This is a genomic window from Prochlorococcus sp. G4PB16 (assembly GCF_059772465.1).
Window position 1 is genome coordinate 1,430,242 of sequence record NZ_CM186289.1, and the last position, 13,128, is coordinate 1,443,369.

Annotated in this window: 16 protein-coding genes and 1 pseudogene; 8 read left to right on the forward strand and 9 right to left on the reverse strand. The window is 35.3% G+C overall.

All coding sequences use genetic code 11. The annotated features are described in order from the left end of the window. Positions 1-131: 131 nt before the first annotated feature. Positions 132-1,838: a tetratricopeptide repeat protein gene (locus AC6EIZ_RS08135; protein WP_498510324.1), complete on the reverse strand. Its 1,707-nt coding sequence runs from the start codon at positions 1,836-1,838 to the stop codon at positions 132-134. Positions 1,839-2,623: 785 nt separating this feature from the next. Here AC6EIZ_RS08135 and AC6EIZ_RS08140 point away from each other — a divergent pair. Next, entirely contained in the window at positions 2,624-2,830 is a 207-nt protein-coding gene (locus tag AC6EIZ_RS08140) for a hypothetical protein (protein ID WP_498510326.1), read from the forward strand. Positions 2,831-3,282: 452 nt separating this feature from the next. On the opposite strand, the gene AC6EIZ_RS08145 is transcribed toward AC6EIZ_RS08140, so the two are convergent. Further along, positions 3,283-3,675 carry a hypothetical protein gene (locus tag AC6EIZ_RS08145; protein WP_498510328.1) on the reverse strand — a complete coding sequence of 131 codons (393 nt, stop codon included), beginning with the start codon at positions 3,673-3,675 and terminating at the stop codon, positions 3,283-3,285. A 58-nt stretch (positions 3,676-3,733) separates the two neighbouring features. Between AC6EIZ_RS08145 and AC6EIZ_RS08150 the strand changes: the two genes are divergently transcribed. The 3 genes from AC6EIZ_RS08150 to AC6EIZ_RS08160 all read left to right on the forward strand — a co-directional run bounded on the left by AC6EIZ_RS08150 (position 3,734) and on the right by AC6EIZ_RS08160 (position 4,293). Then, positions 3,734-3,874, forward strand: a complete 141-nt coding sequence (locus AC6EIZ_RS08150; RefSeq protein WP_498510329.1) for a hypothetical protein — start codon at positions 3,734-3,736, stop codon at positions 3,872-3,874. Next, positions 3,871-3,996, forward strand: coding sequence for a hypothetical protein (locus AC6EIZ_RS08155; RefSeq protein ID WP_498510331.1), 126 nt, complete (start codon positions 3,871-3,873; stop codon positions 3,994-3,996). Before AC6EIZ_RS08150 ends, AC6EIZ_RS08155 begins: the two co-directional genes overlap by 4 nt. A 75-nt stretch (positions 3,997-4,071) precedes the next feature. After that, entirely contained in the window at positions 4,072-4,293 is a 222-nt protein-coding gene (locus AC6EIZ_RS08160) for a hypothetical protein (protein ID WP_498510332.1), read from the forward strand. Between the two features lie 620 nt (positions 4,294-4,913). Here AC6EIZ_RS08160 and AC6EIZ_RS08165 read toward each other — a convergent pair. The 3 genes and pseudogenes from AC6EIZ_RS08165 to AC6EIZ_RS08175 form a co-directional block, all read right to left on the reverse strand. Next, positions 4,914-5,111: a hypothetical protein gene (locus AC6EIZ_RS08165; protein WP_498510334.1), complete on the reverse strand. Its 198-nt coding sequence runs from the start codon at positions 5,109-5,111 to the stop codon at positions 4,914-4,916. Between the two features lie 92 nt (positions 5,112-5,203). Continuing rightward, positions 5,204-5,527 carry a hypothetical protein gene (locus tag AC6EIZ_RS08170; protein ID WP_498510335.1) on the reverse strand — a complete coding sequence of 108 codons (324 nt, stop codon included), beginning with the start codon at positions 5,525-5,527 and terminating at the stop codon, positions 5,204-5,206. A 415-nt stretch (positions 5,528-5,942) separates the two neighbouring features. Next, positions 5,943-6,218 (reverse strand): annotated as a pseudogene (locus AC6EIZ_RS08175) (cupin domain-containing protein). Positions 6,219-6,764: 546 nt separating this feature from the next. Between AC6EIZ_RS08175 and AC6EIZ_RS08180 the strand changes: the two are divergent. Next, the gene (locus AC6EIZ_RS08180; RefSeq protein ID WP_498510337.1) at positions 6,765-7,658 is read left to right on the forward strand and encodes a site-specific integrase; all 894 of its coding nucleotides are present in this window, start codon (positions 6,765-6,767) and stop codon (positions 7,656-7,658) included. A gap of 25 nt (positions 7,659-7,683) precedes the next feature. On the opposite strand, the gene AC6EIZ_RS08185 is transcribed toward AC6EIZ_RS08180, so the two are convergent. The 4 genes from AC6EIZ_RS08185 to AC6EIZ_RS08200 form a co-directional block, all read right to left on the reverse strand. Then, positions 7,684-7,818, reverse strand: a complete 135-nt coding sequence (locus tag AC6EIZ_RS08185; RefSeq protein WP_498510339.1) for a hypothetical protein — start codon at positions 7,816-7,818, stop codon at positions 7,684-7,686. A gap of 4 nt (positions 7,819-7,822) precedes the next feature. Beyond that, positions 7,823-7,996, reverse strand: coding sequence for a hypothetical protein (locus AC6EIZ_RS08190; RefSeq protein ID WP_498510341.1), 174 nt, complete (start codon positions 7,994-7,996; stop codon positions 7,823-7,825). Between the two features lie 358 nt (positions 7,997-8,354). Next, positions 8,355-8,483, reverse strand: coding sequence for a hypothetical protein (locus AC6EIZ_RS08195; protein ID WP_498510343.1), 129 nt, complete (start codon positions 8,481-8,483; stop codon positions 8,355-8,357). Positions 8,484-8,764: 281 nt separating this feature from the next. Beyond that, on the reverse strand, positions 8,765-8,920 hold the full coding sequence (locus AC6EIZ_RS08200) for a DUF8673 family protein (protein ID WP_498510345.1): 156 nt from the start codon (positions 8,918-8,920) through the stop codon (positions 8,765-8,767). 215 nt (positions 8,921-9,135) lie between these two features. Here AC6EIZ_RS08200 and AC6EIZ_RS08205 point away from each other — a divergent pair, with 215 nt between their 5' ends. From AC6EIZ_RS08205 to AC6EIZ_RS08215, 3 genes are all read left to right on the forward strand, one after another. Beyond that, positions 9,136-10,635, forward strand: coding sequence for an FAD-binding domain-containing protein (locus tag AC6EIZ_RS08205; RefSeq protein WP_498510347.1), 1,500 nt, complete (start codon positions 9,136-9,138; stop codon positions 10,633-10,635). A 527-nt stretch (positions 10,636-11,162) separates the two neighbouring features. Continuing rightward, complete coding sequence (locus AC6EIZ_RS08210; protein WP_498510349.1) at positions 11,163-11,348, forward strand: hypothetical protein; 186 nt, start codon at positions 11,163-11,165, stop codon at positions 11,346-11,348. A gap of 51 nt (positions 11,349-11,399) precedes the next feature. Beyond that, positions 11,400-13,118, forward strand: a complete 1,719-nt coding sequence (locus AC6EIZ_RS08215; RefSeq protein ID WP_498510351.1) for an alpha-amylase family protein — start codon at positions 11,400-11,402, stop codon at positions 13,116-13,118. The last annotated feature ends 10 nt before the right edge of the window (positions 13,119-13,128 follow it).

Sequence of the window (13,128 nt, forward strand, 5' to 3'; positions counted from 1 at the left end):
ATATGTTTCCTATTCTTTTCATAAATGTTTCACAAAATTGTTCAAGAAAAATTACTTAAGTTATGCCTGGTTTTGCAAGTACGATTTGGGGTGGGAACCATTGAGTGGTGTTTAATTGTTATTTTTGGGTTTTACGTAGACTGAAATTCTTTATTCAAATAATTGAAACTTCTAGGTCCTTTTATTTGTTCATCAGTAATTTTATTTACACTTTGATCTCCTATCTTTTGCGCATATGCGATCCAGTTTCTCATTATAAGAAAGTTATTTAAATTAAATCCTTCAATACTTTTGCTTGATTTACCCCAATTTTTATTGCCTTGATCGAATTCTTTTTCGATTCTGCTCCAGTTTTCATTGTAATTCATTGGTTGATCTCCATAAGTTTTTATCTCTTTATATTGTGGGAATTCTAGCGGATATTCAGAACATCCTCTTTTTACTTTGGATATTAAATCAATTCTAATATTACTTTGAATTTGAGTATTTAACTTTTTAGATATTTCTAATGCCTCGTTTAAACCTAAACAATATATCAATCCTTTATAAAAACCTGAGATATTAGGTCGGAGTTCGATCATACATTTTCTAGTATTGTAATTGGTAAGTTCTAGAGTGTTGAAAACTAAAAATAGTTTGATTAATTCTATTATTGAATTTACTTCAACTTGAACTTTATAACATCCAAAGCAAAATTCAGGAATTATTTTCTTTTGCTTGAAAATTAGCATATGTCTTTTGCAATTTAGATTTATTTCATTTCTTTTATAGGCTTGTGTTAAAGATGTTTCTAGATTCAAATTATATTTTCTATAAATCTTTAGTCCATCCTTGTAAAGTTGTATTGCCTCTCTATCAGTTATAACATAGTTATCTTGCTTGCGAAGAATGAGATTTCTGAATTTTTTATTTATTACATATAAAGGATTTGAACTAATGATTTTTGGTTCGTATACAGTTAGTAAATTGATTAAATTATTTTTAATAGATTGATTTTTAGGATCAAGTTCAATTGCTTTACGAGTCGATACTTCTGCATCTTTTAATTGACCAAGATCTTGTAGTATATTACCTAGATTTAAATGTGCTTCTGCGTAGTCAGGATTCAGTTGAATTGCCTTACGAGTCGATACTTCTGCTTCTTGTAAATTACCAAGATCTCTCAATATACTTCCTAGATTATAATGAGCATCTGCCAAACTAGGATTAATTTGAATTGCTTTACGAGTCGATAATTCTGCTTTTTGTAATTCACCATGATCTTTCAATATGATTCCTAGATTGTAATGAGCCTCTGCGAAATTAGGATTGAGTTCAATTGCTTTGCGAGTTGATAATTCGGCTTCTTGTAAATTACCAAGAGCTTTCAATATGAGTCCCAAATTGGAATGTGCTTCTGTGAATTCAGTATTCAGTTCAATTGCTTTGCGAGTTGATAATTCGGCATCTTTTAATTTGTCAAGTGCTTTCAATATGAGTCCCAGATTGTAATGCGCATTTGCGTATTTGGGATTGAGTTCAATTGCTTTGCGAGTTGATACTTCTGCTTTTTCTAATTCGCCAAGATCTTTCAGGATGACTCCATAATTAGAAAAAACTCTTTGATCTTTACATCCTTGATTTATTAATTTTTGATAATATTTTCTCGCTTCTGAAATATTACCTTCTAAATGGTAATTGATTGCCTGATCAATTAATTGTTCTCTAGTAGATTGCGAAGGAGTGTTAGTAGTAATAGTAATATATTCTTTGATTTCTCCTAGCTTAAATGGAACATTGAATATCTTTATATCCTTGAATTTATTCTTTCTTTGTTCTTGTTTCTCTGAGTTTTCCATATATTTTTTCTGGTAAAGAAACAATAAAAAATGCACATAGATATATCCTTTCTAACTTACCAAGATCTAGTAAAGATTTCCTCTTAATAGTTTGAGAAGACAACTCCTCAAATACTTTTGTTCAACAAGCATAAAGTCATTATCAAATGATAAAAGAAAAACCTGCTCTCAAGATTTCTAGAGCAATCTTTATAGGTTACGTAAAGTACGAAAGCTTCCAGGCCTTTCAACGTATTCGCATTATTTTTCTGATCTTTGCATGGATGATATAGAAGGTATCGCAATACAGTACGGAATCAATATTAAGAGTCCATACAGTGTTAATTAATCACCAAATCGATAATGTTGACGGACTGCTTTTTGAATATCCTATCTACAATCCATTCCTGCTGAAACAATAAGTCACTTGATCCAAGCTTCATAGCTAATAGCTACTCTTCCATTAGGAATGACCGTGACTTAACCCTCAAGCACAAGCAAGTCCCGTGATGCGATAAGTCTAATCGAAATAATTTGCTTCATAAGTTCAGATTGCCAGTTTTTAATACTTAGTCCATCAATGTTGCTCTAATGACAAGGAGAAGTTACTGAGATAGACAAGAGACAAAACATAGCGGACTTCTCTTTTAGCTTCTAACAGATTTAGTTGGCTAATAGCTACTTTGATTTTGACAAAAATGTTTGAAGTCGTAGCCCTGATCTAAAAGAGATGATAAGTTTTCTTAACCTATACTTGTAGTCAAATATCTCATTCGTTTTATTGGCATAGAACAATACATCAGTTAATGGATTCAGCTAATCAAATTCAGTCTCTAGTTGACGAAGTAGAAAAGAATCCAGAATACAAAATTAGTGAAAAAGAAGCTAAGGGTTTTTTGTCAGAGATTAAGCGACTCACTAAAGAAGACAAAACAAATATGCCTCCGTTGGTTGTGATAATAATGGCTTATATTAACATGCTCTTTCCAGAACTAGATGACGTGAAGGTTTGAGGAAAATACAAAATTATTTTTCTTCACTATTAGCGTATTAGCTAGGACTTGTTTGACCCCTCATAGCCTTTACTAAGTTGCTACCTAGGACTAAGAGATATATCTTTTAGTACTGTTTCCCAGTATTAACCTGTTTTATTTCCTTCCTTAGACCCAATGTTATGCATAGCTTTTAAGGCTAAGTTCTGTAGTCGGTATTGGTATGCATCTTCGGAGTATAGATCATTAATCTTTTGTTAAATTCTAATCAATATGGAGATCTTGTCTGAGTATTTTAGTCGCAAGTTAGTCACCACTCGTTTTATTTTAGTCGTAGTTTTCAAGTTATGTCTTTAACACGGTTTCTTAATCCAAATATGCAAAGGGATGAAAGTAATAATGAAAGGTGCGTATTAGTCATATGCTAGCAATGTGGTCGCTATTTGTTAGACATTTGTAGTCTTCTTTTGTCTCTAACTTCCAAAAGTACAAACCTGTTCGATAACACCCAAAATTAATTTATCTCCATTAGGATTTTTCCATTCAGAATCTTGATTCTTGAACTCATTAAATTTCTTTTCTCCTACTGCAACGTCTCTAAAAGAATTTTCCAAACAATTGACATCCATCGTGTACAGAATGTCTTGAGTAATGTCTGTAGTGCTTTTAGGAATGAATTTACTGAATACACGTATGGATCCATCTTGATTTTTTTGAACGCTGTTCTTATCCCATAATTGCTCTCCATACTGACTCTTTGGAACTTCAACCCACTCAGGCGATAGAGCATCTATTTTTGACGGATAGAAAATAATTAGGAGTGCAAAAAAACTCAGGCAAATACTTTTAATAGTTTTGAAGGTCATTAGATAAAAAACATTTTTGTTATTGTTGATGGAAACTTCACATCAGTACGTCAATTTTATGAATAGACTGCTCTCTGGTGAGAGATCTAAATGGATCTTTGTACTTGGACTTGTTGCGATAGGTGCAGGATTTACAGCAAAGAATGTGATTTCATATCCAACTGAATGCACTACTCCAGAAATGGTCACTTTGAAATGAAATACAACTGGAAAGATCTTTTAGTAGATGCTGCAATCGTAGCGGTTGTTTTTGGAGCAGTGGCACTCATTGTTGGTTCGTTTCCTGCGACCTTCATTAAGTTGCTTACATTTCTGAAATAGGGGATTAAAAAATGTACAAAACTAAAAAAGAAATAGAAGATTGGAAAAAAATTCAATCCAGAACAAGTTGAGAGGATGAGAGCAGACAATTATTTGGATCACATAAATGATGACGATTTAGATGGAAATGAAAGGTTTAGAGGTGGTGGAAATTGGTCAGTAGAACTTGTTGCTCCACAAGCATTACTTGATTTATTACCAGAATGGGAAAGTAAAAATTGGTGGGAAGTCAGTGTTTTTATTGAAGGTGAAGGTGAAGGAGTTTTTGATTCAGAGCAAGAAGCATTAGATGAATAGGGGTTAAATGTATTGATGAAATAAACGCACATTTTGCAATAAGGTTTTATGAAGTGCCATTAGACGAAGAGGAATGGTGGATCTCGTTAGAAAAAGAAATCGAAGGTAAAACTGATCTGCCTTTTGAGCAATTTAGAGTTAATTATGGTTAGGTAGCGTCAACATGAGCATTGAACATGGGAATCTATATTAGTGGAAAAGGGATTGAAGATTTAATTATTTGATAGGATGATCTATTACCCAAATATCCTCCTCATTTGTTCTTCCATAAATCCATTCTTTAAACTCTTGATGGATTGCAATTTGATCTTTTCTATCTAGAGTTAACGATCTATTTAAAATCTCTCTTAGAGAAGAACTAATTAAATCTTCAATAATCTCGTTGCTTTTCGTTATTTAAAACACTTACTCTTTATGAATTTGCGAGAAAGGGACAGGGTTGCATTTCAAATACAGACAGTCCCCTATCTCTGGAAAAAAGGATAATCCGCATTACCCGATCGCTCCGAAAGAATTTAAAAATAAGTTCACTAAAAATGAGGGTCGGTTGAGGTAGTGTTTCCTTCTAATTCCTAACTATTGCTAATATTAGACTCTAATGCTGATTGGTCTAATCTGCATTAGTTAGTATGCACTTGCTTCCAAATCAAACTTAGAAGTAAACCCATCAAAATGAAAGGGAAAAGCGCTTTGATAATTCCTACAGCGATGAGAACACCTAAACCCATAGCTCCATAAACAGCCCATCTTGGGATTGAGCGAACAGCATTCGAACCAGCATTACTAGATTGAGGAATTACTTCAGGATCAATCGACATTGATTTTCTTAGACCATTAATTTAATGGTAATGCTTCGTCAATAATTTGAGTAAAGAGTTTTACAAATTTGGAAGAACAAAGAAACAAATCACTAGAAATTAGGAACGGCATCAACTGCTTTTTTTACAGTCTCTTTCACTCCTTCAACAGCTCTCCTCGCTTTATCTTTTAACAACTCTGAAGCAGATGGAGAGAGTGCCTTGATTTCTTTTTTAATTGCAGACTCGCGTTCTGCGAACCATTGCTTTTGGCGCTCATAAGCTTCATCTAACCTCTTTCTTTGATCAAGAATTGCATCAAGTTCTAGCTGATACTCTTGGAGTTCTAACGTCTTCATCTCGCTATCAGATATGACATATGCAGGACTCTGAAACACATAACGAGGTGAGAGTAAATATTCGAATGTTGAATACATGCTAATAATGCAATCGACTCTTTAACTATGAGACAAGTTCCCAAAATAAGAGTGTTGTAAGCCGCAATAAATCATTCGGTGTCTATACCTAATTTCGGTTTATACCAATCAACCCACAAGCAATAACCGTAAAAATTCAGTCCTGATCACTAAAAATAAACCCAAGAGTTCCTAAGCACGAGAGAAAAGCGGAGATGCACTTATCATATGAATTTTTCTTTTTTGATAGTTCTATTCTGATTCAATCTCTATAGCTATCACTAAATTTACTGCTTATTTACAAACCTTGTAAACGTTTAAAGGATCCCAGAAACAATCAGCATCTGCCTAATAATCACGCCAACAACACAGAAAAGCATTAATCAGCTTAAGACATAAAAGGGAAGATTATTCATCTAACTTCTTAACAGATCAATCAATCACCAAATCGATAATGCTTGCGGACCGCCTTATGAACATCCCATCTACAGCCCATACCAGCAGGAAAAACGATTAAGTCTCCTGCGCCAAACTTCACAGGTTCTCCTCCATTAGGAGTAACTGTGACTTCACCCTCAAGCAACAAGGAAGTCTCCTTGTCGTTATATGTCCAATCCCAAGAGCTTGCTTCACACGTCCAGATTGGCTAGTTTTTAATTCTTAGTTCATCAATGGTGCTCTTAGGACAAGGAGAAGTTACTGATATGGACAAGAGATAAAAAACATAGTGAACTTCTTTTTAGCCTCTAATAGAAACAGTTGTCTAATAGCTACTCAAATTTTGACAAAAATCTTTGAAAGGGTATTTACGTATAGAGCGAGGATCAAAGTCCCCCCATACCCCTCTAGTAGCAGGATAATACGTCTTATAGTACTGTTACCTTAGTGTTCCCATGTACTCTATGTTCTTTGAATTGACTGCTATGACTATACTCTTGAGCTAAAGGCAAAGACTGATCGAGGAGAGGAAATCAAGGCATTAACGTTTGGAAGTATGGTGCATCAGTTCTTGGATAAAGAGAAAAGAAGAATCAGTTCGATTCCATAAGAAGGTATTACTAAAGAGAGTTATCGCTTAATTGATAGGCAATGTCGTTGGATCAGAGATTATATAAACGATGACAAGAAAGAGATTCATAAACTCAGGAAAAACACGTTCCTGAACTATGAGACCTGGAGAAAAGAAAGAGCTGTCCAATTCAATAAACTTATCCCTAAACAAACAACCATCACAGATGAGATGTCATGTCTCAGAAGAATGTTTAAACAGATAGCTGTAGACAACAATTTTATTCATCAAGACAATGTTCCATCTATTCCTTCTATTAAACAGTCAAAAGATAAGAAGCATCGTAGAGATGACCTAACCGCTAAAGAGTGGGAGGAGCTTGAGAGAGTTGCTCGCCTCTACTACATCAAAGGCAAGACGAGGATATTGGATGAGAAGTACACCATTAAAAAAGACAGTCAGGGTAAGTATCAAACCATTTCAAATATTGCCATCAAAGGACCAAGAGGAAAGAAGCAATTAGTTCATAGAGAGTTGTCTTACTTGGCCATGAGAGTGTCGATGGACACTGGGATAAGACCAGGTTCAACGCGAAAACTAAAGTGGAAAGATATCGGTGAGAACACCGCAATACCAAAAGAAGAAAGAAAGATCTGGGTCAATATTGATGTACCAGCTGAGAAGACCAAGACAGGTAGGTCTTATAGAGTTGCAGCTCCAATTGCCAAGTTCTTAGAACGAATACGAGTAATCACTAAATACAAAAAGATGGATGACTATATCTTCACTAATCAGGATTCAGGTAAACAGATTAGTGAAAAGATCTGGCAAGATTCAATTGCTGATGTGTTATTCGAAGCAAGACTTGCTGACTGGAGAGAAGGTGCAAATAGTCAAGTTAAGAAAGTAGGTATCAATTCAGGCAAAAGCATCACTTGGTATAGCTTCCGTCATACATACATCACCATGCGTTTATCAGCTGGAGTGTCACTCCCAACAGTTGCAGCCAATACAGATACCAGCATGAAACATATCCAAGAGCATTACTTCCATTACAGAGCAGATGAGTCCACTGAGATCCTTGGTAAAGGTCGAAAGATCAAGCCAGCAGAGGAGAGTTTGAGGTGGATTGGGTCTTCTTAAATTGAAATCCAGAAAGTAATGAGTCTTAACTATTCATACAAGAATTAAGATCAATCTCCAGTTGTGTCCAATGGCTTTGTTCTGAAGTTATTCCCCATAATTCACCTCGATCTGAAGCTTCTAAAATGGATCTATAAAGTTCGGGAATATGCTTTGACATTCTTTTAGTTGATTGTAGAAGCAGAAATTTTTTCTTCACAATCGGTATCTCCTGCTTCACAGACAACTTCAGCTTTGTCTGAGTGTGAACCACAACCCAGTGCCATCACTGGTGAAACACCAAGAACTGTGTGTAGAGTAGTTGCCGAAAAAAGAAGATAAGGAATGAGTTTTTTCATAATCATATTTAGAATTTCATTAATGATCTATCAACTGATTACCAACTGTGAGGTTTCAATGTTCGGTTAACTACTTAAAGCTAATAGGAATAGAAACTATTTATAAATAAACGAGTCCTAATAAAAGTAACTTATAAAATAAGAGTTGCTGATTTTGGCATTCCTCGTATCTATATCAAGGAACATGAGTCACTTCCAATTTACTGATGAACAATTTATCGAGATCAGAGAAATCTGGAGAGATATCAATTTCCAATGCAAATTGCTGCAAGAGCAAACTGGTTGTCCTGATAGCGAGATAGTCAAAATGATTGACTCTGCAAAGAGTTATTGGGAAAACAAGAGTTAAAAAAATTATTTACGCACTCAGTTTTTTCCAGATCACCTCTGATTCTTTGATCAAGTCAATAGCCTCATCTCTACCAAGTATCTTTTGTGCATCATTCATCAGCTGTATATATCTAAGCCTTAGTTCTTGTTTGTTCATGAGCTGCATTTGTATTTCATGCAGAGACTTTTCGCTAAGTGCAACATTATGTTTATTAGGTGCGTGCGAAAAGTTCAAAGAAGCATTGTGGTGGCTCATTAGAATAAATCTGATTAACTTCTTAGCGAGAGAGGGAAATTGCTATGCAGAACAATTTCCCTTGCCTCTAGTTGAGTGTCAAAAAGGCGTATTTGCAAAACCTTTTTGATCACATGCAGGTGATTGACTAACCTACACAACGTATCCAATATTTTGGCTAGGTAACTGAGCTACCGAGTTGGTTAACCAGTACGGTTTTCCTTATTAAATGTTGGTACTTTAAGCGTTGCAGCTTGGAGTCCTTCAGGGTAGACATTGAGTGATGTAGTCCACTCGCAAAATTCTTGGCTAACTGCATAACTATCTTCATACCTCTGTAACTCATCGAGGTAATTCACTCTCTGAATAGCCCATGCAATGATGAATCGCTGATTAATATCCATCAATAAATATTATTCAAGCCAAAAAAGTACCGTGGTTATTACTTGTTAAATCAATATGAAAAGAACCGTCAAACGAAAGCTTTTTTATTCCTAATTACTCACGACTAAATCAACTTTTAGATAAAATTGTCTATGAACTTTTAGTTCACAATCTTGTTTAAATTTAGATAGTGGAGACGATAAATCTAGTTTGGTTCAAAAAAGACTTAAGAACATACGATAATGAAGCACTTTATGAAGCACTAAAAACTGAGAATGTAATACCAATTTTTGTTGTTGAGCCAGATCTCTGGAAACTTCCTGATCATTCTTCAAGACAATGGGAGTTTGTACGAGAATGTTTAATTGATTTAAACAACTCATTAAGTGATATTGGTTTGAAATTAATTATAAGAGTCGGAAATATTCAGGACGTTATCAAAGACTTTATGAAAATATTTATTGTTAAAGGTATTTATAGTCATGAAGAAACCGGCAATGCATGGACATTTAAACGCGATCAAGATCTAAGGCGTTATACAAAAAACGAAAACATAAATTGGTATGAATACAGACAATTTGGTGTGTTTAGAGGTCTTAAAACACGCAAAAGTTGGTCTCAGAAATGGGAACAACATATGTCACAGGAACTCATCAATGATCCCAGAAGAGTTAATTATTTAATTGATATTCCAAGTCATAATTTACCCTCATCTAAAAGTCTAAAGTTAAATTTAGATAAATGTACTCATCGAATTCAAGGAGGAAGAAAGCAAGGGCTTCAAAAACTGGATGAGTTTCTGAAATACAAAATAGATAATTATCAATATTCTCTATCAAGTCCTTTAAAAGCATTTGATGGATGTTCTCGCTTATCGCCTTACTTAACTTGGGGTTGTCTATCAATTAGAGAGGTAGTCCAGACAATTAGAAAAACTAAGAAAAGAGGATCCAGAGTAATTGACTCAAGATTACATTGGCATTGCCATTTTATTCAAAAGCTTGAATCAGAGCCTGAATTAGAAAATCGCGAGTACCATCCACACATGAGTGGTATAAGGAATTCAAATAAAAATTTTTTAAAAGCATGGAGTCAAGGTCTAACTGGAATACCTTTTATAGATGCATGCATGAGATCCCTAAATAGTCATGGGTGGATTAATTTCCGAATGAGAGCAATGCTTATGTCATTTGCTAGCTACCAACTATGGCTTCCATGGCAAGAGAGTGGCTTATGCCTAGCACGTAAATTTATTGACTACGAGCCAGGAATTCACTGGACACAATGCCAAATGCAATCGGGTACGACATCGATTAATACGATTAGAATTTATAACCCAATTAAACAAGGATATGATCATGACCCAGAGGGAATATTTATTCGAACTTGGGTAAAAGAATTACAATACCTTCCAAGCAAATTTATCCATGAACCATGGGAAATTGATCTATTTCGTCAAAATGATTCATCATTCGTTCTTGGAAAAAATTATCCATTACCTATTGTGGATCCAATTATTAGTACAAAGACAGCACGAGCAAAGCTAAAAGAGATACGAAATAAACCAGACTTCTTTGACATCGCTAAAAATATCCTCGAAAAACATGGCTCAAGAAAAAGGAGAAAGTCAAACTTAAAAAAGAACCAAAACAATCCCAAGGGACATAAACAATTAACCCTCAAGCTTTAAAATTACAGAATAGATGAGTCCACTGAGATCCTTGGTAAAGGTAGAAAGATCAAGCCAGCAGAGGAAAGCTTGAAGTGGATAGGTTCGCGCTAGGTAACAAATTATGTTAAGTGAATCTAGAAAACTAGAATGACTAGATCGAGTTTAATTTAATTTGACTTCTTATGAGTATGTAAGACGTGCTTGTACAGAGATGTATGAACTTGGATTACTAAGTAGAACCAAGGTAGAGAATGGCAATAAAGGAGGAGATAAAAAGTGCTCCTATCAATACCCCTGTCATACCAACAGATTTTTCGATCCCTTATCTATAAAGAGGGAAGATAGATTTTTAACCAGCCCCGTATAAGGGGGCGGAAAGACAACTAAGACAACAATTACCTCTACTGATGTCTCTTAATGGACATCCTATGAGTACTTTCTTTTATCTCTCCCAACTAACTATTAACTCTTGAATCATGATGATCTCTATCGTCCCTGAACGACGATCTGGATCATCCCTATTGATACTTACCTAACAACTACTAATGAAAGAGAAGAGGAAGAAACAAGAATCTACTACCTCAAAGAAATCAAGTCTCAACACTCTTGATTGGGTAGAGAAAGAACTTCAAGACGTTGTAGCATTTGATGTAGGGATATCACTTCAAAGCACTGAATGCTTTGACCTTAACCTATACGAACTAGATATACTATATAGTTTTAAAACCTAGCTTTACTACCTTCTAAAATTTCAAATTTAGAATGGAAATTGTAAATATAAGATGCCTCAAAACAATCCCCTAATTCTTATAGAAGAAACCAACAAACCATCTATAGAAAAATATACTGTTGAGTTTGACGGAACCGTGCCAACTGCCACAGGTGCGTACACTGAAGAATTAACTGCACGTAAGACATTTAATATTTTTAGAGCTTGGAATGCCAACTTAAGTCCACAGAAATACGGTCTTTACTGGACTCATGACATCTATGATGAACTCCCCGGTAAGTTTTCTCTAGAAACACCGGGTTGGAACTATCACTATGTTGGGAAATCATGGAATAACTATCCAGGGATCGAGCAATTTGTGAGAAAAGGAGTTAATTGGGGTCATGCGGCTGAGTACGGAACAACGCTAGCCACTGATTACACTAATCCTGAATTTCACGATTATTTCGCAGAATTAGTAGCAATCCTAAATAGCGATGTGGACGGTATATTGCTTGATTGGTGGCATGACAATCATTATGAAATAAATAGTAAGTTTGCAGTTGCGAAGGCTCGAAAGCAAATCGCACAGCATGTTCGCGAAAAGATGGGTGATGACTTTTTACTCGTTGGTAATGTTAATTGGGACAAAGACACTGCCACTATCAATTACCTGAATGGAGTTTTTCTAGAACTCTACAAAACGCCATATGAGAGAAAGAATGCTTATACTTCTGATGAAATTGATAGTATGATTGATGTCCTGAAGTATTACGAAAACGAACTTCAATATCCTAAACTTATTGCTTTTGAACCGTGGCGTGTATCGCAGCAATCTAAATCAAATGGCAAGTCGTTAACCGAGGATCGCCTCACACCAGAAAATCAGAGATTTGCTAAGTTATTTGCAACAATATTGAGTGTTCATACTAGCAATGGTTATTACCTATATGCTGACAATAATCACGACACGGAGGATGGTGATCACGGTCATGCTTGGTACTCATTTTATGATTTAGACATTGGAAAACCGACATCAAAAGGCGTTGAAGTTGCTAATAGAATTGGCGTCAGAAAATATGAAAAAGGATTGCTTGGCTACAACTATACATCCAGAGATATCGAAATAGATACACCAAACGGCACAATCAAGATTCCATATCAAAGTGGGGCAATCCTATATTTAGACAGTGCATCTACTCGAGCAAAAGAGGCGACTAATGTGAGTGATTTAATTCTTAGAGAGCAATACCAACTTAGTACAGTTAAAGATTATGATGGCAACTGGCATGGATATTTAAGAACGAGTGCTCCTGAAGCTGTCAAATCCACTTATAAATATCAAGGGAAGTTAGATGTTAATAATGATGGGATAACAGAAGCAATTTTTACTAATAAGGAAAGCGGTCGTTGGGTCACTGCATCTATTGATCCAGTCACAGGAGAGTTTGATTACTCCAATCATGGAGCAGGAGGAACAACAAGGATTGTGGGGATCTATCAAGATCCATTGGTTGCAAATGGAACGGTAGAAAAAAATAGTGTCTTTGATGGATCGAGAACGTTCATTAACGATTTGAAGATTGATAATCTCATTCTGAAAACAGTGGGAGACTATGACGGAGACGGATTCCAAGAGCTTTATTGGAGCAAAGTAGATAACTCTGCCTACCTAAGAGCCGTTATGCATGCTGATGGCAATATCCAATACGCCAACTATCAAAATCTGCAGCAAATGACTAATTACTTAACTGGCAATGGATTTGCAGATACGGTTGCTTTGATTGCTTGATTGGATTGCC

Coding starts and splice junctions, on each gene's coding strand:
- AC6EIZ_RS08185 (WP_498510339.1), bottom strand. CDS start 7,818: ATGTCAAAGCATATTCCCGAACTTTATAGATCCATTTTAGAAGCTTCA.
- AC6EIZ_RS08190 (WP_498510341.1), bottom strand. CDS start 7,996: ATGAAAAAACTCATTCCTTATCTTCTTTTTTCGGCAACTACTCTACAC.
- AC6EIZ_RS08155 (WP_498510331.1), top strand. CDS start 3,871: ATGAAATACAACTGGAAAGATCTTTTAGTAGATGCTGCAATCGTAGCG.
- AC6EIZ_RS08135 (WP_498510324.1), bottom strand. CDS start 1,838: ATGGAAAACTCAGAGAAACAAGAACAAAGAAAGAATAAATTCAAGGAT.
- AC6EIZ_RS08140 (WP_498510326.1), top strand. CDS start 2,624: ATGGATTCAGCTAATCAAATTCAGTCTCTAGTTGACGAAGTAGAAAAG.
- AC6EIZ_RS08180 (WP_498510337.1), top strand. CDS start 6,765: ATGTTTAAACAGATAGCTGTAGACAACAATTTTATTCATCAAGACAAT.
- AC6EIZ_RS08210 (WP_498510349.1), top strand. CDS start 11,163: ATGAAAGAGAAGAGGAAGAAACAAGAATCTACTACCTCAAAGAAATCA.
- AC6EIZ_RS08150 (WP_498510329.1), top strand. CDS start 3,734: ATGAATAGACTGCTCTCTGGTGAGAGATCTAAATGGATCTTTGTACTT.
- AC6EIZ_RS08215 (WP_498510351.1), top strand. CDS start 11,400: ATGCCTCAAAACAATCCCCTAATTCTTATAGAAGAAACCAACAAACCA.
- AC6EIZ_RS08160 (WP_498510332.1), top strand. CDS start 4,072: ATGAGAGCAGACAATTATTTGGATCACATAAATGATGACGATTTAGAT.
- AC6EIZ_RS08145 (WP_498510328.1), bottom strand. CDS start 3,675: ATGACCTTCAAAACTATTAAAAGTATTTGCCTGAGTTTTTTTGCACTC.
- AC6EIZ_RS08165 (WP_498510334.1), bottom strand. CDS start 5,111: ATGTCGATTGATCCTGAAGTAATTCCTCAATCTAGTAATGCTGGTTCG.
- AC6EIZ_RS08195 (WP_498510343.1), bottom strand. CDS start 8,483: ATGAACAAACAAGAACTAAGGCTTAGATATATACAGCTGATGAATGAT.
- AC6EIZ_RS08170 (WP_498510335.1), bottom strand. CDS start 5,527: ATGTATTCAACATTCGAATATTTACTCTCACCTCGTTATGTGTTTCAG.